Below are 20,945 nucleotides of genomic sequence, written 5' to 3'. Positions count from 1 at the left end.
AAAACGCACTAAATTCAAGATGGGATAACTCTGAGATACAAATATCAGAGGTTTCATAACAAATCCCATCTAACTCGACTTTTTTGCTGTGAAATACTCCAGCGATTTATCCTTGTCTTCGCCAAGAGAAAGATCTATAGCTTGAAGAACAAGATCGACCACATGTAAAGGTAAAGCAGAAGCAAAAGCTATTTTGAAAGTGTCAAGAAGACTAAAGGTTTTTAACGTCATCGACGTGCCAACCCAAGCTACTAATTGACGAATATCCATCACACTGTCTTCTGTACCAGAGTCATTTACTGCAATCGCTACTCTTACGAACTTCTCAATGACCTGAAAAGGCAAAGAGCTATATCGTTTAGTAAGCACATTGGTTAAAGCAACTTTGTCGGGCTTCTCCATTTCAACTATCAAGAACCGCTTTATAAAAGCTGCATCTTGACGTTGAGAAGAAACGAACCGGCGAGCGCCTCCACTCATGTTTGTGTTTGCAGTACCAATAAATCGCGTGTAGCCATTAGCAGTTATAACCTCACCACCATTAGCACTGAGTGACCAGGGCTTACGTTCAATGGGCATGTGAAGTTTTGCTGCCGTATCAGGATCGATTTTGTCCACTTCATCCAGAAGAATGAGGTGACCATTACGAAATCCCGTTACCAAATCGCTGTGTACAAAACCTGTATTACCACCATTAAGACTGCGCTCACCTTCAAGCTCATCAACTCGAATATTGCTGTTGATCTGCTTAATTGTCAGCGGCCAATTCATCATGTGGCTAATGTACATTACCATTTCAGTCTTGCCAGAACCGGACTCACCTTTAAGACACACACTTAAATCTATATCCGGACTGATAAGCAGTTTAACCACTTGTTCAAGTATTCGGGGATTTGGTATGTAGTCTTTGTTCAGCGGAGCTCGATACGAGGTTTTAGTTTTGAAAACAGGCACAGCCATCTTTGGATCCATTTCTGGAATACCAAAAAGGTCCTTTGCTAGAACTAAAAGATACTCACCTTTATCCACATAATGTTTTAACTTTATAACATCCGGGGAAAGAAGAGCTTCTAATTTTTCATAAGCATCAGAAGATGTTTCATTTAACTTCATAGCGGCATTAGACATTTTTAACTCCGGTAAAATGCAAACACCGCCCTCTGGCAGATGTTTGCCAGTGGCATTTTATTTGAGATTCATTTGGCAAATAGTTGCCATCAGTTTCCTGATTTGAGGCACATTATAACCAAGATGATTTCCCACTATTTCAAAAGCTTCAGACATGATCCATTCAAAATGATTTTCGAATATTGGATTTATTTCTAACTTGCCAAAAGCGTTTCGTTTAGTTAACAGATCACATGAAACAAGCTCGTCAAACAACTCTAATGTGGATTTAAAAGCTTTTATGTAAACATCCATAATTTCCCTGTCAGTCCATTTAACAGCCAGTTTTTTTTCTGACATTAAATAATCCTGATCAAAGAAGATGTCCCAGCCCATATCGTCATTGCAATCATGCAAAATGATTTCATCATCATTCCTGCATTCAGCTAATTTCGTGTTTTCACTAATCGAACGATGCGAATGATAATAGAGCCATGATTTTAATTCCGCTCTAAATTCACATGCATCAAGTCCATGAGATAAACAAGTGTATTCAAATGATTTTGACATATACCACCGTGTTTCAGCTTCTAAAAGTGGATTCACTGTGATATTACCATTGTCATCTTTGAAGAATAACTTTCTCCTCAACACTAGTTCTTTAATGATTTCCAAAGACTCTTCCATAGCGGATAGAAAAACAACATACACATCCTCAGGGGTCCATTCTATTACCAGACCACCCAAATCTGGGTTATATTCTTCAACCGAATATAGATAATCTGTTTCTGCTGCAAAATTAATTGTATGCAAAATCTGATTTTTAAGTAATTTGGATTTTTCATAAAGGTGATTTTCACGCCTTTCAGAATCATAATTTATCTCAGAAATGTTACTTTCATCTGATTTAAAGTTTAATCCGGACGTGTATGCATCATTTAAATGCTCTTTGGGTGAATCAACTATTTGCGTTATTTCATCTTCATCTATATCGAATATAGAAAAAAAACTAAGTTGATTACTACTTATTGCAGTAGCCCTAAATTTTTGTTTCATGGGGACTCCAAAAGGAGAAATCCCATGAAGGGATTTCTCCCCTTTAGGGTGGGTTTAATGTCAGATCTGATTAAAGCTACTTTGTCCAAAACCTTTTAGAGGTTTAGGTATGTGAGCCAACTTACTTGTTGCTACCACTCTCATGTAGTCAAGAGGATGTTCTCTCCCTTCAATCATAATAGTATCGACAACAATATAACCGGAGACCATCAACTCATCACCCTGATTTATACCAGTGAAACAGGTTGAATACATTTCAGGCGACACCTTGATTTGAACTGAAAATTCTCTCTCAGTGATTTCACCATCAACTTCTGTCTTCATCCTATTTTTGAGCTTTATTAACAAACCTATACTCTGGTCAGTCATTTTTTTCTCCACAGCACTGATAACTATCCCGGACACTTTTACTTCATTGATATATTCAAGATATGACATTTTCCGCTCCTCGATTTGTTCAAAGAGAAGCCCCGTTAGGGTTCCCCCTTAACAGGATTAAATAAATTTATTAGTTACATACATGAACGTGCAGACTACCAAACAGGCAATTCCGGCAATATGTAACCAATTTCTTGTTGGTTTAGTTGGTGCAATCGCTAAAGAGTTCTCCAACTTCTCTGTTACAAGACGTCGATTCTCTGCTTTAGCCGCATCATCTAAATATTGAGTTTCACGCTTAGCGAGAGTCTCAATTTTCGATTTTATTGCATGGTCCCATCCTTTAGTTTCAAAAACGCTTAACTCACTAAAGGTGTGCGTCATGAGATCTTCTGGGAAACCCAGTTTTTTCATTAACGGACGAATGGTATCATACATTTTTTCTACATTTTCGTAGTGGGCCTTTACTGCGACATCAAAACGCTTACGTAAAGTTAATTTTTCACGTTTGCAAATGATGTCCGAAACCCAATTTATTAACTGCTCATTTTTGAGTTCACTGGCTTTTTCAAGTGAGTAATCCAGATTATCCACGTCAAGAAATGAATTTAATCCGTATTTTTCAAACTCCTCAACAAGATATTTATCCAGTTCAGTTAAGCTTTTAAAAAGTGGTACATCTGGGGAAGCTTTAAGAAGCTTATAAGCTCCTTCGAAATCAATTTTCTTGACCACGAGCTCCACAACATCCACATGATAATAGCTTGAATAAGCAGAAAGCTTTTCGGCCAACAAAGACACAGGCTTAAGAGACTTAAGTTCAATGATATTTGGGCCGTCCTCATTCAAAATAACAATCAGTTCATTATCACGTTCTGTATATTTCATCAGAACTTCTAAGAGCTGTTTGTTTAGCGCCTTATCCATCTCTGGAATAATTTCACTAAAGGTTTGATGAAGGGCTTTACTGCGAGCTTTATTTTTAGACATTTGGGGTCACCTATATATAGTAAGAAGGAAGAAACAAATTTTTGTTTCAACACGAAGGCAAAGCCTGTCATTCATCTCCCGTAAGCTATGAACCGCCTGATTTATACTATCTGGCATTAGAAGTACGCAACAAAAATAGCCCCAGGAGGAGCTAAATTAGTTACGGTTTGGTAAATTCAGATTGCCTTTTGCAGGCATGGGAAGTGCACCAGCGACAAAGGTGACATTTTGCCGGTGGTGTCTTACAGCTTGTTTAAGCTGGCCGCTTTTCACGGCTAAATCAACGCTTAACGCGAAAGTAACTTTAAGCAAAGTTACTCAAATTTGGGAGCTGATATTTAAGCTCATTGTTTTTATACTATAGCTTTAAGCATAAGTAAATGCCCATATCGAATTATTCTGTATAAAGTGGAGAAATTCGAATATTAGCTGCTTCTTTTATCTTTTCTTCACTGCATTCTCTTAAAAAGAAAGAAGGATCACCATACCACATTACAAAAAGTTGCTTTTCTGCACGCGTAAATCCAACATAAAGCAAACGTCTTTCTTCTTCTATTGCCTCCTCCCCAACTGATCTTTTACTTGGTATCTGATCCGCATTACAACTCATTATTATTACTTTATTCCACTCAAGACCCTTTGAACCATGCAAGGTTGATAGGACTACTTTCTCTGGGCTGTATTCCTCGTCCTTCTTCCTAGGGCCTAATGACATTGCAGCAGCACGATTTATCATATTCATCCAACCAGTCTTTTCTGCCCACTGTTTACAAGTGTCTAAAGCAATTTTTGTTAAGGTTGCTGTACCTTTATTACTCCTCATCTTGATTGACGACGATTCCATCCATTTCGTAAGGTTGGCGAAACGTTTTGCTATCTCAACTTTATCAGAACTTTCCTGGGTAAAGCGCACGAAGTTTGAATGTAATGTTTTTGTTTCGAGAGAACTGTCCTCCGGGATGGCAAGGTCGCCAAAAGTAACTTTTCTTCCTCTCATACTCAATGCCACTTCATCCAAAACTGATTCCTGTTCTCCAAACAATGCCAATACTCTCTTCATTAAGCGAGGATCATTTGATTGTCGGAAAAAGGCCATAAGGCTTAACACATCGCTTGTTTCTTTTTCATCCCAGAATGATTTACCTCCGTAACGAATTACTGGCTGTTCGATCAAACTTTCTAGCTCATCCAAGTGAGCATTATTGCGGCTTAGAATTGCCCATCCATGTGGATCCTGATTTATAAGGCTTAAAATACCCTGTATCTGTTCCTCCATATCTACATATGAACGAAAAGTGACCTTTCCCCCTCCCTTTTTTGCCGAGCGTAACTCTTTGGCATAACGGTAAACATTCTTTCCTATCAGTGCTCCGGCCACCTCTAAAATTTCAGGTTCACACCTAAAGCATGTGTTTAAGTAAAATATGTTAGGTCTGAAGTGTTTTTCAAACTGTTGAAATATTTTGACTCCTCCTGAGGATCTGAAGGAGTAGATGGCCTGATCATCGTCTCCAACTATACTCGTATAGACTCCAGCTCTTGTATGCAATGCTATCCATGAGAATTGTATAGAGTCAGTATCCTGAACTTCGTCTACTATCAAATGTGTCAAATCTAACGTGCGCATTTTTCCCGAATGCATTTGACCGACAACAAATTTTGAAAGAGCATTGAGGTCCGCCACATGGTCTTTCTGGCATAACGCCTGATAGGTATTAAACAAATGGATCTGTTGTCTGTTATGCCGAACTGAAATCACATCCGTATCCATTTCTCTGCCGATAGCATCAATAACGAATTCAGCTTCAGCAAACTTCATCGTTACACCGGATTCTTTCAAAGCCCGGTGAATGACAGATCTCTGTGCTGGCCCTATCAACATCTTTCCCGGCCAGCGAATCATGTCCAGTTGCTTCTTAACGAGTCCGTGAAAAGTATCCACCAGCACCCGGTCAAGATCCTTCTTGCTCAATCGCTTTTGTAACTTTGCTGCAAGTGCGTTTGTTGCAGCGCGAGTAAAGGTCACCATCCCGATTCTTGCATATGGATACTTTTTGAGAATCGATATAACCGCTTCTATCATGGTGAACGATTTGCCTGATCCAGGCGCTGCTATCACCATATTGTTTGCGCTAGCATTCTCGATAACAGGTCTTTGCTCTTCTGTTGGCTTACCCATTTCAACCTCATTACTTCGTTTTAATAATTATACATTTTTATAAAAGCGCTTTTCTTGTGTACTGCTGGTTCTACTGGAAATCACTTTTTTTCCTTTTTTATGCAATCAGGTTGTTTGTGAAACGCGTGACTATGGAATAATGGTTCCATCTCCAAAAGACATTACAAAAAGGGCTTTAAATGAAACTTTTACGTTTAGTATCTCTGGTCTCTTCTGTCGTCATTGGTTTTTCCCTATCGGGTTGTGCCGGTGACACCGGCACTACGCCAGGCACCGCTCTGAATGCGTACAGTCACGGCCAGTACTGGCATGCTAATGCAAATGATTCTGTCGCCAAGAATGCCTATTCGTTTGCTGGTTTCGACGTTAATTTTAAGGAGCAAGAGGTTACTCCTGGAGGGGATGCCGACAACTTTCTTTCTAAGTATCTCATCAATAGTTCGATGGGCTACGTAACAGGCGGTCTAAAAGGTTTTGGGATCATGAGCCTCAGCTCTTTGTACAGTTCTTCTGACGCCGAATACATCCAGGTCAATCAATACCTAGTGTTCGTCCCCAATCCAAAAAAATTGCCTTACAATGATGAAAGTTTGGTACGTGAGGGAGCTAAGTATGTTTTTGAGCATACAAAAGCAACTCAGGCCTCATTTGGATACAACCCTGAAAAACAGAAAGCAGCTCTGGCCACATGTAAAATTGATATGGCAGTCGTCAATAAATGGAGTACCTGTGATCTGCCCTCTAAGCCTGATGCTGATGTTTTCCCTACAGATTCAATGTACAGCTTTCAGGCGATTCGCCCCGCAACAGGAACCGAAATTCCTGAGCTAAACCTTCCCGCTGGTGATTACGCTGTAATTCGTTATGTGTTCATCCCATTTAAAGGAAACGAAACAAGCTCTGATTTTTCGGGTATCATTTTCCGTTCTGATAGCCCAAATACAACAACTCCAGGGGGTGTTGCAGCCTCCATCAACGGAAAAGATTATTACCTCTTTACCGGTGAATACGGTAAAAAAGGCTTCCCAGAAAAAACATTGAAAGCCAAGTAATTAAAAAAGGGGCCTAACGGCCCCTTCTTCAATATTTCGGCAACTGCTTGCCCGTAACCGGATCCAGCGTAGTTGAACCTACCTCACATATGGCCGGTCGAGGTAAATAGCTACAATCTACATTTTCCTCTTTTATAGCCTGAGCATTTTCTTGTCTGGCCTTTATCATATTTTCTTCACCGCCCATTGCTTCCTTGGTACGTTCTGATGGAAGTTGATAGTTCTCATTCTGGAATGGTAAGTTTTCCACAATTGATTCTTCGGAGAATTTTGAATATTGATCAGGAACTTCTCCTACCTGAACTGCATCATTAATCCACTCCGTCAGATCAATTTTATCGAAATCCAGTTGCTGTATTTGCTTTATTGATAGCCCCACGCAATTAGAGGCGACAGGGTCTATTCCTAATTGCGGATAAGCTTGTTGCATAATAACGCGTGACAACATGGAATTATAACAGCACATGTCTGTTGCTTTTTTAACGCATTTCTTTGTGAAACCAACATTCAGATATTTGACGCATCGTTCCGTATCTAATGTAAAACAGGATTTTTGATTCTTATGAATAGAAGCTTCCATCTCTTTCTGGTCGCATGCTACCAACATTTCTAAAAGCATTTTAGTGACCTGATAGGCTGTATAAATCCAACCGATCACGTTTAATGCAAGCATAAAGTTTTGAACCGCAGCCGAGAAGACAACCTCTCCTCCGGTAGTAGCAACGTTCTTAAAGACAAAGTCACGAACTGTATCTGGTAGCAATTCGTAGGCTTTCTTCATTGCCATCTGCTTAAGCTGACCTATACCGAAGCTGGACATTGTTTCCTGTGCCAACTGGCCAGCACCTCCTGCCCCTCCAGAAGTTGCGGAAGACCCAACTGCCCTGCTTAGATTACCAGCGACGTTTTCATATACGCTCGTTAAGGAGCTCGTGACGTTGTTCCACATTTGCCCTACTGTTTTACCAGCTGATGCAGTCCACTCTCCGACCGCATTAGACATAGAAGCCCATGTACCTGTATCACCGCCGGTCCATTTTATTAGCTGAGCATTAACTCTGGTCCAGTTTGTGTTTCTGATCATAGATCCGGCAAGCATGATACCTTCAAGTGCTCCTGCGGTTCCCTGTGGTGCTTCGCAGCAGTCCGTCTTTGCCAGGCCATTTACAAAGCCTACTGAACGACCACACCATTCAGGTTTTCCTTCAAAGACGGAACATGAATTGGCATCGTTAGGGTCTTCGCATTTGGCTTCGCCCTGCATGTACTGAACCATGTTTGAATAAGCCGCAACTTTTCCAAAATCGTTGTTCTCTTCCTTTGGCCCAGTTTCGCATGTTCCACCTGAACATGGGATCATGCCAACACAGGCATTTGTAGAAGATTCAACCTCCCGAACTACATCCTTCCCTCTGTCACAGGTGTATTTCTGTTCATACATGTAGCAACTGTTAGTGCCCTCATCGAACCAACCCTCTGCACATGTTTGTTTATCGAGTACACATGCTGCATCATTTTTATAAGCACTACATGCATCAGGCATACTCTTTATTTCTTCATAGTTGTAACAGAGGTCCTTTCCATTAGCGTCTTTCATAATTTTTCCACTAGCGTCATAAGAGCAAATTTTGTCTTTGGCCAATGGATCACAAAAGTAGCCTTCAAGGTTTGTCTTCCAGGTAAGAAATCCTTTATCACCTTCATACAGAGGCTTTGCCAATGAAAGCACGCTTTCCGGAAGCCGTTTTGTGCCAACATCCATATCTTTAAACCGATCGAAACGGCAGAATGTATTCGGAGCTTGTACAGCATCGTAACAACCAGCTGGTTCCTGGACGTGCTTATCTTCGAGCTTCATATTTTCAAAAGTCAGCTCAACCTCAAAATACCCTTCACCCTTCCCACCAACCCATACTCTGGATGCCATTGTCACTTCTCGATCAGGCTCCTCATACACCGATTTTCTGACCTTATCAGTCACATCGTAAACCTTGTCGAGTTTCCACGATTTTTTTAACTCCCAAGATCCCTTAGGAGCCGGATAGTCACTTTCTCGATATGCACCATCTATGTGAGCAAAAATCTGCGTGCCATCAAGTGTTACCCGCATGTGGTCATCCCACTCCGCGTTAACAATCTTTGCTGAGGCCAATTTTGCATCCGGATGGAATTTTAATGTCAGTTCGTTATCATATACCCCGTCACTCCAGTAGTTGTCATCACGGCGACCAAACCATATACGCACACAATTATCGCCGCACATCGACATGTCTCCGTTTCCGCCTGAAATGTAAACAGGGACTGAAAAATCACGGGTTATCGTGCAGCTGCTGAAGTTATCTTGCTTAGGCGAGTTACAGTAGAACTCTTTGTAATCAGGATAGTGTGTGGTTACTGTTTTTTTAGAGGTCTCAACATTACAGTTCTGAAGCCAGTTTCCAGTACCAGCAACAGCATTTGTTATCTCATTTCTCCCCGCAGTAAACATGGGATCGTTAGGCTTTATAGATGATGCCGGGTTGTCCTTGTTAGCATTTACGAGGGTGCGGTAGGCAACGCCATCATAACTTTGAGCATCAAATAACTGGCTTTTCCGATTCTTTATATCGTTTACAAAGCCATCCTCATCCCCATAACGATCTGCGGCATTGAACTTAATATCGCTGTGCTTTTGCTCTGAGCTGAAAATCTCTCCGGTATTTGTTTTGGTTCCAGGAGTAGTATTGGGATTACTGCTTATACCAATGTTGCCATTAGCATCCCGAGAGAGCAGCTTTGCCCCTTCCTTGGTATAGTTTGAATTGATTGTCCCTCCAGACATACTCGGCAGTTGTACGGCGCTACCAATGGACTTTCCATCGGATGCGGCATTTTTCATGACACTTTCATTTGAGTTCCCTGCCCCATACTTTCCGAGATTAAGATTAGCGGATTCGGCTTTACCCACGTATTTCTCGGTGATCTTCCCACTGACATTCTCGCCTGAATCCGCATTCTTGTACTTCTCAACAATGTCCTGAGCACTGGTTGTCGCATTGCGATTTGCGTTAGGATTAGCAAGATTAAAGTTACTTTCGAGCTGGTCAAATATAGCGTCTGCCGCATAAATACGAGGAGTCATTACCATATTTATGAGAGAGATATAAAAAGCCCAACTCATAGTATTGGCAATCATTGATGCAATAATAGTTGAAGCTATCGTTTTTCTAAGTTTCATTATTTTTACCCTTAGAAATCAAGCGCCTGGTATATATCTGACGCAACAGTCATTGTAACGCCACAACATATAGACATAATTATCATTGCCTATTTTTTTGCGCCCACCTTTAAGGGTTGACCAGTCATGTACCGAATCACCAAGACGATGACAGCAATCCGGCCCTTTCGCCTCAGGAGTTGGGAAAAGCATTGAAAGCCGATACTGGGAACGAGGTGTAAAGTATTCCCACGTTTTCTCACACATTGCGTCTGCTCCCATCGTTCGCATCAGCATTCCCTGGCGATGTAGTTTAGTCAGAAGACGCTGGGTTATCAGTGAACTCGTCCTTACAGCGTCATCATTTGCGTAAATGTGGCCGGTTAATGGATAAAGGTTGCCATCGCATCCGGCACAAAAGTATGCAGCGAGATTATCCTTTCCTGCTGTTACTGCTACACAGTCAGCAGCGCACACCATTGAGGCAATTGGGTTTGCAAAAACTACTGCCTCTGGATTCAGGACGAGTGTAAGCAGATCACTTTCCCACATAGGGTCCACTTCGCTTATATAGGTCAGGCTGGCATCTATATAGGGTTCAGCAGTGCACTCGCCAATAATCAGTAATTTGAGCATTGTCATGATTGGGAACTCCCAAAGATGAACATCGTAAAATCCGGCTTCAGTTGCTGTCATTGGCTGATTTGTGTTGCTTTTACCAATATCAAACTGCGATTTTTGAAGCATCGTGCCTTCAAGAAAGGGGCTGCACCAGGGGCTCTTTACAACTTCAACAATCTTCACCGGCTGAAAGAAGCTCAATTGCCAACCTATTTCCGGTACGCCGTTCTGATCTGTGCAGTAGCAACCCGGACGTGAAGGAGCAGCGCCTTCTGGAGCTGCCCCTATGCCCATTATCCTCATGGGAAAAATGCAGCTCCAACAGATATTCTTAATCAAGCCCTGCCACACTCCAGCTGACTGACACATAGCCCCAGGGACTCCAGCATCTGCTGCCATAGCCATACCCGGTATAGAAAGCGAAAGCATAACTGCTACAATGAACTCTAAAAGTAACTTTTTGAATTTTTTCACCATCATGCTCACTTGGATGTAATAAATGTTGCAACACTTTCGATATAGTCGACGGCTTTGGTAAAATAACTTCTCATCTGGTCCGGATAATTTAGCGTCAGCCATGTTGCAAAGAGAGCGCCTATAATAAATCCGAGTTTCATCTTATTTTTCCTCTGAAAGATTTGGGGCTCCGATACCACGGACTTCTGCCTCGCTAAACAGGGTGATCCGGAATTTATCTTGGTCAGTAGTTATAAGCGCAGGTGTGTTTTTAATCTGAAAGCGTGAGATGATCTGTTCGTTAACTTTAAACACCTTACCGTTAAATTTTTCACGTAAATCATTTAGGTGATCCCATCCATTATCTTTTTGGATACGGGTAAACATTGGCATTACTTTTCCACTACCCAGACGTTGTCGATACTGCTGCTCAGCCCATACCAGCTGGCCCGGATTGAGTGGATCGAAAATTATCATCGTCAGGTTTTGAGGAAATCTCGAAAGTGGATTAATCAACTCACCGGCGGAAGCTATTACACGGCCCTGCTTATCTTTTACGTCCTGAGTGACCCTCACTGTAGGGTCAATTAAAAATTCTTTGTGTTCCTGGGCAGGAGGGAGGTCGACCATCCATTGATTTTTCCATGTGTCAGAAACGGCCCTTTTTTTTGCACCTTCCCAGTCATATTTTTGTGCACGTTCTTCCAGTTCTTTAATGATGCTCTTTTCTTCAACGGGATAAGTGGTACCAGCAACCGGGAAAATATCCTGATCGGGTTTTTTAGCAAGTTCTCGCTGAAAAAACTCAACGTTGAAGGAGCCTACCATTTTTGCAAAACGAGCTTGCTCCCTAGAAATAATTGTCGGTACTTGAGTTACTTGATACTGACTGAAGCTATCAGGATCAATTGTAATCAAAGGAGATTCAAATTTTCCTTTGACAATCATTTGGTTTATTGCTGCCTGTGTCTCTGGTAGCCGAGTAGTTCCTTTCTTTAGACCATTGAAAACTACACGAGCTTTATGCTCTGAGGCCGTACGTAGAAGGTCTTCCAGTACATAATCCGGCAAGCTAAATGAAGCAAAGATCGTTATTCCATTTTCAGTTGATAGTGCTTCTTCACGTGTGCTATCCATTTTTCTTTCGAAGTCAGCAGCTGTGATGCCCGAGGAACCAAACAATTTTTCGATATTTTTAGATTGTCCTCGCATGACTTCCGGCTTATTTTCCACAGCTTTCAGAGCCGCTTCATTAAGGCTGGCGTTTTCTTGAATTTCATCACGTCTTCTAATTATATCGTTGACAGCTTCAGAGTTATTACTTTGGGCCCTGATAGCCTGGGTATGGTCTATAACTGCTTGAACACTATCCGCATTCATACCGGGGACGTAACCACGGTTTATTTGCTTGCTCAGGTCCTGGTTTTTTTGGAGTGCTTCAGCTTGCGCTATGTACTTCTGCACATCTGGTGATTTTAGCGTAGCATCAAGGCTAAGAGCCCCATCTGGCTGCTGTGCACCTTTAGCCTGTGCCCCAAGCCCTTTTGCTTGCTGAGCGATTAGGTCAGCATCATGTTGATACTCAGTGCTTGCATTTGTATTACTTAAAACTGCACATAACGCAAGTCCAGGAAGTATTGGTAAATATTTTTTATTTACATTAAAAGATCGCATATGTTTTCCCAATTACTGAATTCAGCTTTACTGTTCCCCAAAAACGGGAATCCCATGAGTGATCGGTTTGCCCAATTAGGAAAACTTCGCCTTCAGGAATTATCAATTCTTTTTCAATCAAAATGGACGGAATATTGTATTTCTTCGAAATACGACGTGCATTAGCTTCAAAAAATTTGTCCCCGTTATAAACCCCATCCATTGTTACTTTAAGTTTGTCACCGCCCACACCGGCAACAATTTTTATGACTCGTTCATTTTCTGGGATAAAACGTACCGATTTCGGCATGTTAAATGCTATGAGTTCACCAGTTTTAATACTTTTATCCGAATGATCAATCATATAAAAATCAGCAGGCAGGCACCCATTCAATAAACCGTATCCAAATGTATAACGGGTGAAAAAGACACACATAACGAGAATCAGCAATAAAATATTAAGGGGGACATACCAATCCAGTATAAGCAGCCCTCTCTTTTTAGGTATGTAGTCGCTCATATTTTTCTCACTGGCACTGAAGAATATTTTTACTAGGCAGATGCACCTCTATCCAAGTAACTATTATCCATGTTTTTCAACGCTCGGAAGTCTGCAAACTAACCTAATATTCACCTATAAGAATGTTAATTCCTCAGCATGTATACGCAGCTTTGTTAGCGGCCATGAAAGATGCCTTTGGAGCAAAGTTACTTTCCGACATTAATTTTTCAAAGGTCCAATTATTGGGTATAAAAAAGCCGGGACATAATGTCCCGGCTTTATATTTAAAAATTAACTACTCACTGCTTGGTATTGATACAGTGTTTTCAGACTTACTTGCCTCTTCAGCCGGTCCGAAAACTGTCACGTGCTGTGTTGCAAAGTCTCCACTATCATCATAAGCAATTACTTTTATGTCCTGCTTACCACGGTTAAGGTTTTTAGAAAGTGTAGCCGTACTACCGAAAACGTTCCTTAATTCGCCGTTGATGAACCATTCATATCTAACCATTTTTCCATCAGTATCATCACATTTATTGGTAAAGCTCCAGCTTAGGTTGGTTTCCGTGTAGCTCAATGTACAATTAGGCACTGCGTTTTTAACGACATCAAACTCAACAGATGCTGAACCTCTCTGTCCAAGTTTACTAACAACATCAATTGTAATCTCGTATTTCTTTTCTTTTAAACCCGAGATCAGTTGAGCCCAATAATTTTTGCCGCTGGGTATTACTTCACCGTTCACCTTGTATGTGACCGTATCTATCGAGTCCGCCGAATGAGATAGCTTGATGTTTGACCTTAAGGTTACATCGAGTGGAGCTCTCATATATTTGTTAGAGAACTTGGGTGTCATCTCAACGTTCATTGGCGTTTGTTCATCGACAACAAAGGTATTTTCGATACGCTGTTCATTGTTTCGGTTATCTTTGAAAACAACCATCAATGTATATTTGCCAGGATTTTCAATTGTAAATTCTTTGGTGTCACCTTCATCTTTAGTGATTACCAGATTCTCTTTGTCGTAGATCCATTCACGGGAATAAGTAACACCAGGATAGTCTCCATCCTTAATACCGCTCAACGCAACGCGTAGGGTGGTCGGTGCCATGTCGTATTTAAGTTTGGAGCTTATTTTCATCTCGGGAAATTTATAAACCCACGATTTGACAGAAACTCTACGGGTAGAAACCGTATTCTCCTTATTGTCCGCTAACCATGCACTGTATTCAAAAGCAGCATATCCCTGTTTATCCAACATTTGCTCAGTAAGGGTAACAGACAGTGAAGAGCCCTTAAATGTCTGGCCATCCGGTGTTTTCCATTCTTCAACTACGTTATTACCATTCTGGTACTTACTGTTAGGGTTCGTGAACTTACCTTCCAAAGTAACTTTTTGACCAACCTCTACCTTTGAAACCCCCGTTACCGAGACAGAAAGGCGCTTGGGTTTTGCGGCTGCCAACCGAGCAGACGTTTCCTTCCATGAAGACTCCTCTGCCAGTTCATCGGAATCAAGGTAACGCATCCGGGCATAAATCGTAGACGGTAGGGTATCAGCTGAAGCCACAGTGTAAGTTGTATCTCCCTGCACCCAGTTGACTTTATCCTCTGACCAGAGAACCTCAGCGGTGCCTGCTGGTATAGGTTCATCGTTATCAAGCAGGGTTACAGGTATATCTGAGCCCTGAAGAATGTCTGTAACATCTATACTGAGCTTAGGCTGCTTGTAGGTAACTACCGTTAAGGCATCTGTGTAGGAAATCTTGGATGTGAATTTATTAGTCATTTTTGCCCTATAAAGCCACTTTCCTACTTCTGTCTTTTTGATACTTACACTTCTCTTTCCGGTCATGTCGGAAAGCATGGTCCAGGTTTGACCATTATCAGAGGACTGCTGCCATTCGGTGGGGGCGAGTGCATCAGAGTTAGCCGTACTGGCAGATTTGAAGCTTACCAGAGTACTAAGTGGGATCCTTCCGATAATAAGGCTTTTCGACAGGTTACCCTCCAGTTCCTCACCTTTATAGATTCGAATGCCTACAGCACTGGTCTCACGTTTCATTTCAAAATCAGAGAATGGCGATCTGACCTTAGCCACACCAACCAGACGCATATTACCCAGATCCATATTTTCAATTTTAATCTTGGTTTCGACAATGCCCGCATCATTGACCGGCAATGCTTCAGTCAGCGCAGTTCTTTCGTATGTAGTTTTATAACGGCCTGTTTCTGGATCTTTGCCGTATACACTTTTTTGAGAGTATATCGTGACGTCCCATTCTCCCATTGTTTTACGGTCAAATGCACTTTTACGTGTGGAGTTGTTATAACGCCCCACTGTTACCTTTAAGGGCACTTCAAGAGATGTGGCTGTTTTTTTGTCATCCACTTCCATCGATGCTCGAATATTGAAATCAGGCACCGTATATACGTTGAGGGTGTCTGTAGTTCTTAATTCTGGATCCTTTGAGTATTCTACAGCTATGTCAAAGACGTTCTTTGTCCACAATGGTGCAGCAGCAACCTTGACCCTTTGTACAAAGGTCGTTGCATCGTTGTTTGAGGAACGATTTTTAAATGACGTTTTGACAGCCTCAGAGCCGTTTTGAGAGACGATCATCGTAACGTCAGCTGGTACCACCTTCGCTAATATTCGAGCGGCCTCCCCCCCGGTCGTATAAGCCAGAGCAGTGTTCGGATTGATGCCTGCTATGACTTTATTCTTTTTGTAAGAGATGATCGGGTTGTATGGTAATTGTGTGGTCAGAGTACGGCGATTCCTTGCGGAAACCGCTTTAGAGCCCTTCCCGTTAATCATATAGACTTGATAGTCGAGCAGATTCTCACCTGTTTTATTAAAGAATCCAGTTAGACCCGGGGTACGTCCTTTAAAATAGAACTCCAACCCATCAGGGACATTGTTCCACTGAGGGTAGCATGCTGTAACATCTGATTTTTCCCCATACCAGGCGAGGTAAGCATTCGCATTTTCCTCTGTGGTAAACAGAGTGCATTTATCACCAGCTGTTTGACTAAGCAGGTCCGTATACTGACGTACGCGCGAGTAAAGAGTTACGTTTTTTTCCAGATTCTTAAGAGTGAATCCAGTAGGTTGATAAGTGAACACGGTACTGAAATTTACGTTTTTTCCATAAAGGTTTTCAGCCACCACAGTAATCTCGTGATCCGAATTAACTGCTAAATCGTCTCCAACCGGCAGGTAGTAAATACCTTTATAATTTGTAGGTGTTAACGAAACTACTTTGTTGTCTATTGTTACTGATTTTATGTCAGCAACCCCAGCCTGCCCCTGGAAAGCTGCAACGATAATCTCGTTCAGGAAGTATACGGGTGCTCGTTTAGTTAATACCTGCCCATCTTTGAGAACCATAAGCGTTGGGTTATCAGACAGCATCAGTTTGCTTTCAGGCTCAGTGTACGTAGAAGAGTTTTTGCTCGTATTTTCTACTGTAAAAGTCGCTGCGTAGGACCCGTTTATAAGATCCGTTAAGTCAAAGATATAGAGGTACTCATCACCGACTTTTTGAGGTCCACTTACCGGCTGTAAAGTTCTACGTAAAGGGGTTGCCCAGGACTGTTTGAAATCAATCTCAGTGCCATCATCTAAAGTCACTTTAGTCGTCGGCTTAAACACGCCATCCGGAGTCATAGTGAGCGACATAGCTGTTGGGAGCCACCATTCACCTTCTGTTTCTTGCTGGGGTACCTTAACGGCCACAGCAACGGTTTTGGCTCCGGTATAGATGTCCTGGCCACCTACTTTGATTGTTTTAGCCTCATCGGTAAAATTCCAAAGTGTATGGTCTACTACAGGAGGCCGATAATCCCAGTTAACAACAAGCTTTTTGGATTCAGGAGGTGCGAAATAATTATTCTTAGAGTTTGCTGTAATTGTGATATCACGTGAACCCAAAAGTTCATCTGTATCACTGGCCTTAATGCTTCCAACTTCAATGGTACAGGAAGTTCCGCCAATAGGTACTTCACAGGCGGAGCCTGAACCTATTGAGATGTATTGAATATAATTGCGGGGTTCAACAGAAACAGCGATATCTTTGATCGCTTCATCCTTTAAATACGATTTGAAAGAAAAGCCGTCATAGACTAATCCGTTCAGGGATGATTTAAGACCGGTGATAGTTGGTTTTACCGGTGCCACACTTTTGATTGAATATTCACCTTTTACTATTTCAACTTTTTTCCGTTCAGAACCAGAGAAGTAAGAAATCTTGTAAGGTAGTTTTAAATCACCGGTGGTGTTGGGAACGCCTGAAAGAGTGAAGCCGTTAGAAGTTAATCCCAAGGTATTGGGTAACCACTCAAAAAAACAAACGAGGTTATCAACAGAGGAAGTCGCTCGATCATCAACCGTTACATTACAGGCTGTGCCTGCACCTGAGGCAGTGATAGTGTTAGAATTAACGTATGCAACAAAGTCGCCCGGCCCCGGGTCAAAGGATACGGCTGGCAAATCAGCCTGTAGCTTTCCTGAAATCATAATCGCTTCAGCATAGACCGCTTTAATCGGAGCAATTAAAGAAAACAACAGGGCTAAACCTAAACCTGATTTTCTCATGACGAATACCTGTTTTTCTGAGCAAAATTAAACTCACTTTACGATGAAAAACAGAAATATCCGTTCGTATAACATTTAAAAAAACCTGTATTTTTCCGTATATTCCGTATGTTAATGCGCTATTTTGAATTCTTGGCTTCAGATAAGCGAAGCGCGGTAATTATAGACTCGGAGCTTACCCAGGGCGTTTTTTGAGCAAGATATCCAAGTATGTAGAGGCCAATTTTAACGCAATCCATTTGTGAGACGGGGACCATGTGCATGAAGGGTTTTAAGCCATCTTTATCGACTGGAACTATCCCTGCGGATAACAACAAACCGCCCCTCTCGTTTGGGGTAACGCTTATATTTTTGTATACGACGTGGCCATGATGTGAGGTTTTCCTCTTATCAATCTTTAAAGTATGCATGATTCTAAGAAATACAGATGCCATCTGCATAACTTCATTCGTCGACAATTTTAGAAGTACAGAACGGTTTGAGCCCCAGTCATAATCTTTTTTTGCGTTCCTTGGAGCGACGTGCAATGTAAGATAATAATTATCAATCTCATTTGAAAAAGGTGAAGGTTTTGATGAGCTAACATCTTCATTGTTCATCTCAATGACAAGGGCTGCATCCTGACCAAATGCTTTAACATTATGGTTTTTAAGAGCGAAGTCTGAAGTTGCCATATAAAAAGTCACTTTTGATAAAACCACATACCGCCTAATGATTCATCATCGGCAAGATGCTTGAAATTTGATAGTGTAAATCCTGTTTTGGTTTCAGAAATCACCAGGCTGTAAGATGCCGTATGTACAAGGCGAGAATTGTTTAGATCAAGATCATCACAAAAACCAGGGCTTTTGACGGGGTCAGCCTTTTCAACAAAAGTTACTTTTGAAGCGATGCCGTTGATCACGATTTTCTCGTTATCAGCAATTTTAATGTTTAAAGAAGGCGAGCTTTTATCACATGGCAGGAAGAGTGATGTCTTTTTAAATGTGTTTCCAGTGAAGTCCAAAAGGTCAGGTTTAACCGGAACATTGTTTAGGATTTTATAAACTCCAGCAAATGCACATAACACAACAAAACCAGATAAAACATATCTAATCTTAGACTTCATCCCCCAGTTCCTCTCCTAAAAGTTTTAACGCGCTTACGCACATAAGCCTCAACTGATACAGTAAGTTATCAGCGGTTATTCCACCAACGAAGGTAACTGTACGTCGTATTGATGCTCCGCCAGGCTCGCACTGGATATGGCCAATACCAGAATCACGGAGGAAGTCATTTTCTGCACTTACAAGGTCTGACTCTACAGGTGGAATGATAACTTCAATGAGTATTGTATCAACTGGGGCCCACTCCCAATCGAACTTAAGAGAGGAAATTGGGGATATAGAAACAAGAAGCTCATCAATATTAAAAATTACGGGTTTTATTCCCATAACCTCAGACTGAATGAAGTGGCTTTCTACCATAACTACCGGAAACTCTGAAATAGTCAGAACTCCGATTAACTGGTCTCGGCGTAAACCATGTATTAGTGAGTTGCGAGATAGCATTCGATCAGCCTTTATTATAATAATCAATCATTTGGGACAAGGACAAAAGGGATTACAGAAACGAAGATTCTACATGAACATCGTTGTCAGTGACCTTAGGTCCATCGGGTATAAGGGTATCAAAAAATCCTTACATAACCATTAAACCACAAAGACTTTTTACGTAAAATAATAATTAAGTACCAGATTTATTAAGATAATTCTTAGGTTTTTTACAAATTTAGGAAAAATCCGCACTTCCTGTAACAGCATCCAAATTAACCTAAAATACCGTTTCATTAACAGTAATTTTACAGATTCAGCTGAAGCCTGAGTTTATTATAACAAAAAAAAGGCCAGCAAGTATGCTGGCTTTCCTGGTAAGACAAGTTGAACTCAGAAGTCGATTGTACTGTCTCTCACCTATCTTGCCAAAGTCGCTAGTCGCTTGTTTGCCTTAGCTTTAGATTTTATGCTTATGGAGGCGGTTTGATTTTCATCCGATACTTTTTCTAGCACTGGCACCACAGAGGAAATGGACTTTTCTTTTGAAATTTTGGATGCACCTGGGCTTTGTTGAATAAATCAGATTTCGGGTAAGTCTCCCCCGTAGCGGGTTGTGTTTTCAGGCAATACGCACGCTTTCAGGCATACCTGCTTTCGTCATTTTGTTCAGCGCTCGTACCAGGGCCATAGCCTCCGCAACCTGACCATCGTAGTCACGCAGCGTCAGTGAACCCCCGAACAGCTGTTTTACCCGGTACATCGCCGTTTCCGCTATCGAGCGACGGTTGTAATCTGTTGTCCATTTCCACCGCGCATTACTCCCGGTCATTCGCTGATTAGCCACTGCACGGTTACGGTCTGCATATTCACCGGGCCAGTAACCCGCACCTTTTCGGGGAGGGATAAGCGCGCTGATTTTCTTACGCCGCAGTTCATCGTGACATAGCCGGGTATCGTAAGCGCCATCGGCGGCGGCTGACCTGATTTTCCGGTGGGTTTGCCGGATTAACCCGGGGAAGGCCTCTGAGTCCGTAACATTGTTCAGCGACAGGTCAGCGCAGATGATTTCATGTGTTTTACTGTCAACGGCGAGATGCAGCTTACGCCAGATACGGCGGCGTTCCTGGCCATGCTTTTTGACTTTCCACTCGCCTTCACCGAAGACCTTCAGCCCGGTGGAATCAATTACCAGGTGTGCGATTTCACCCCGGGTGGACGTTTTGAAACTGACATTAACCGACTTTGCCCGCCTGCTGACACAGCTGTAATCCGGGCAGCGTAGCGGAACGTTCATCAGAGAAAAAATGGAATCAATAAAGCCCTGCGCAGCGCGCAGGGTCAGCCTGAATACGCGTTTAATGACCAGCACAGTCGTGATGGCAAGGTCAGAATAGCGCTGAGGTCTGCCTCGTGAAGAAGGTGTTGCTGACTCATACCAGGCCTGAATAGCTTCATCATCCAGCCAGAAAGTTATGGAGCCACGGTTGATGAGGGCTTTATTGTAGGTGGGCCAGTTGGTGATTTTGAACTTTTGCTTTGCCACGGAACGGTCTGCGTTGTCGGGAAGATGCGTGATCTGATCCTTCAACTCAGCAAAAGTTCGATTTATTCAACAAAGCC

General features: G+C 42.0%; 15 protein-coding genes. 1 reads left to right on the top strand and 14 read right to left on the bottom strand.

What is annotated here, in order from left to right; genetic code table 11:
* Positions 1 to 69: 69 nt before the first annotated feature.
* The 5 genes from OGY08_RS11855 to trhI form a co-directional block, all read right to left on the bottom strand.
* Positions 70 to 1,128 (bottom strand): ATP-binding protein, encoded by a 1,059-nt coding sequence (locus tag OGY08_RS11855; RefSeq protein ID WP_000063335.1) that lies wholly within the window; start codon positions 1,126 to 1,128, stop codon positions 70 to 72.
* A gap of 57 nt (positions 1,129 to 1,185) precedes the next feature.
* Positions 1,186 to 2,163, bottom strand: coding sequence for a hypothetical protein (locus OGY08_RS11850; RefSeq protein ID WP_000810361.1), 978 nt, complete (start codon positions 2,161 to 2,163; stop codon positions 1,186 to 1,188).
* Between the two features lie 60 nt (positions 2,164 to 2,223).
* Positions 2,224 to 2,601, bottom strand: coding sequence for a hypothetical protein (locus OGY08_RS11845; RefSeq protein WP_000120822.1), 378 nt, complete (start codon positions 2,599 to 2,601; stop codon positions 2,224 to 2,226).
* A 57-nt stretch (positions 2,602 to 2,658) separates the two neighbouring features.
* A complete protein-coding gene (locus OGY08_RS11840) occupies positions 2,659 to 3,531 on the bottom strand; it encodes a hypothetical protein (RefSeq protein ID WP_000041927.1) in 873 nt (290 codons plus the stop codon).
* 394 nt (positions 3,532 to 3,925) lie between these two features.
* The gene (trhI, locus tag OGY08_RS11835) at positions 3,926 to 5,710 is read right to left on the bottom strand and encodes an IncHI-type conjugal transfer helicase TrhI (RefSeq protein ID WP_000517885.1); all 1,785 of its coding nucleotides are present in this window, start codon (positions 5,708 to 5,710) and stop codon (positions 3,926 to 3,928) included.
* A gap of 179 nt (positions 5,711 to 5,889) precedes the next feature.
* Here trhI and OGY08_RS11830 point away from each other — a divergent pair, with 179 nt between their 5' ends.
* Positions 5,890 to 6,762 carry a hypothetical protein gene (locus OGY08_RS11830; RefSeq protein WP_265217406.1) on the top strand — a complete coding sequence of 291 codons (873 nt, stop codon included), beginning with the start codon at positions 5,890 to 5,892 and terminating at the stop codon, positions 6,760 to 6,762.
* Positions 6,763 to 6,790: 28 nt separating this feature from the next.
* On the opposite strand, the gene trhN is transcribed toward OGY08_RS11830, so the two are convergent.
* From trhN to OGY08_RS11785, 9 genes are all read right to left on the bottom strand, one after another.
* Entirely contained in the window at positions 6,791 to 9,979 is a 3,189-nt protein-coding gene (gene trhN / locus OGY08_RS11825) for an IncHI-type conjugal transfer protein TrhN (protein ID WP_000776701.1), read from the bottom strand.
* Between the two features lie 18 nt (positions 9,980 to 9,997).
* On the bottom strand, positions 9,998 to 11,053 hold the full coding sequence (trhU, locus tag OGY08_RS11820; RefSeq protein WP_181231580.1) for an IncHI-type conjugal transfer protein TrhU: 1,056 nt from the start codon (positions 11,051 to 11,053) through the stop codon (positions 9,998 to 10,000).
* A 144-nt stretch (positions 11,054 to 11,197) separates the two neighbouring features.
* Complete coding sequence (locus OGY08_RS11815; RefSeq protein WP_001256132.1) at positions 11,198 to 12,709, bottom strand: TrbC family F-type conjugative pilus assembly protein; 1,512 nt, start codon at positions 12,707 to 12,709, stop codon at positions 11,198 to 11,200.
* Positions 12,696 to 13,208 (bottom strand): IncHI-type conjugal transfer protein TrhF, encoded by a 513-nt coding sequence (trhF, locus tag OGY08_RS11810; RefSeq protein ID WP_001286760.1) that lies wholly within the window; start codon positions 13,206 to 13,208, stop codon positions 12,696 to 12,698. Before trhF ends, OGY08_RS11815 begins: the two co-directional genes overlap by 14 nt.
* Positions 13,209 to 13,485: 277 nt before the next feature.
* Positions 13,486 to 17,790, bottom strand: a complete 4,305-nt coding sequence (rsp, locus tag OGY08_RS11805) for an IncHI-type conjugal transfer protein RSP (RefSeq protein WP_001232109.1) — start codon at positions 17,788 to 17,790, stop codon at positions 13,486 to 13,488.
* A 119-nt stretch (positions 17,791 to 17,909) separates the two neighbouring features.
* Positions 17,910 to 18,464 (bottom strand): plasmid transfer protein, encoded by a 555-nt coding sequence (locus tag OGY08_RS11800; protein WP_000235773.1) that lies wholly within the window; start codon positions 18,462 to 18,464, stop codon positions 17,910 to 17,912.
* An 8-nt stretch (positions 18,465 to 18,472) separates the two neighbouring features.
* The gene (locus tag OGY08_RS11795; protein ID WP_000836981.1) at positions 18,473 to 18,898 is read right to left on the bottom strand and encodes a hypothetical protein; all 426 of its coding nucleotides are present in this window, start codon (positions 18,896 to 18,898) and stop codon (positions 18,473 to 18,475) included.
* Positions 18,888 to 19,340 (bottom strand): H transfer determinant A, encoded by a 453-nt coding sequence (hdtA, locus tag OGY08_RS11790; RefSeq protein WP_000952689.1) that lies wholly within the window; start codon positions 19,338 to 19,340, stop codon positions 18,888 to 18,890. Before hdtA ends, OGY08_RS11795 begins: the two co-directional genes overlap by 11 nt.
* Before the next feature lie 604 nt (positions 19,341 to 19,944).
* Positions 19,945 to 20,913 (bottom strand): IS5-like element IS903B family transposase, encoded by a 969-nt coding sequence (locus tag OGY08_RS11785; RefSeq protein ID WP_031942297.1) that lies wholly within the window; start codon positions 20,911 to 20,913, stop codon positions 19,945 to 19,947.
* Positions 20,914 to 20,945 lie beyond the last annotated feature (32 nt).

The sequence above is a fragment of the Citrobacter sp. Cpo069 genome, from assembly GCF_030332785.1.
GTDB classification, from domain to species: Bacteria; Pseudomonadota; Gammaproteobacteria; order Enterobacterales; family Enterobacteriaceae; genus Citrobacter; species Citrobacter portucalensis.
This window is presented reverse-complemented; position numbering and strand designations above follow the sequence as displayed.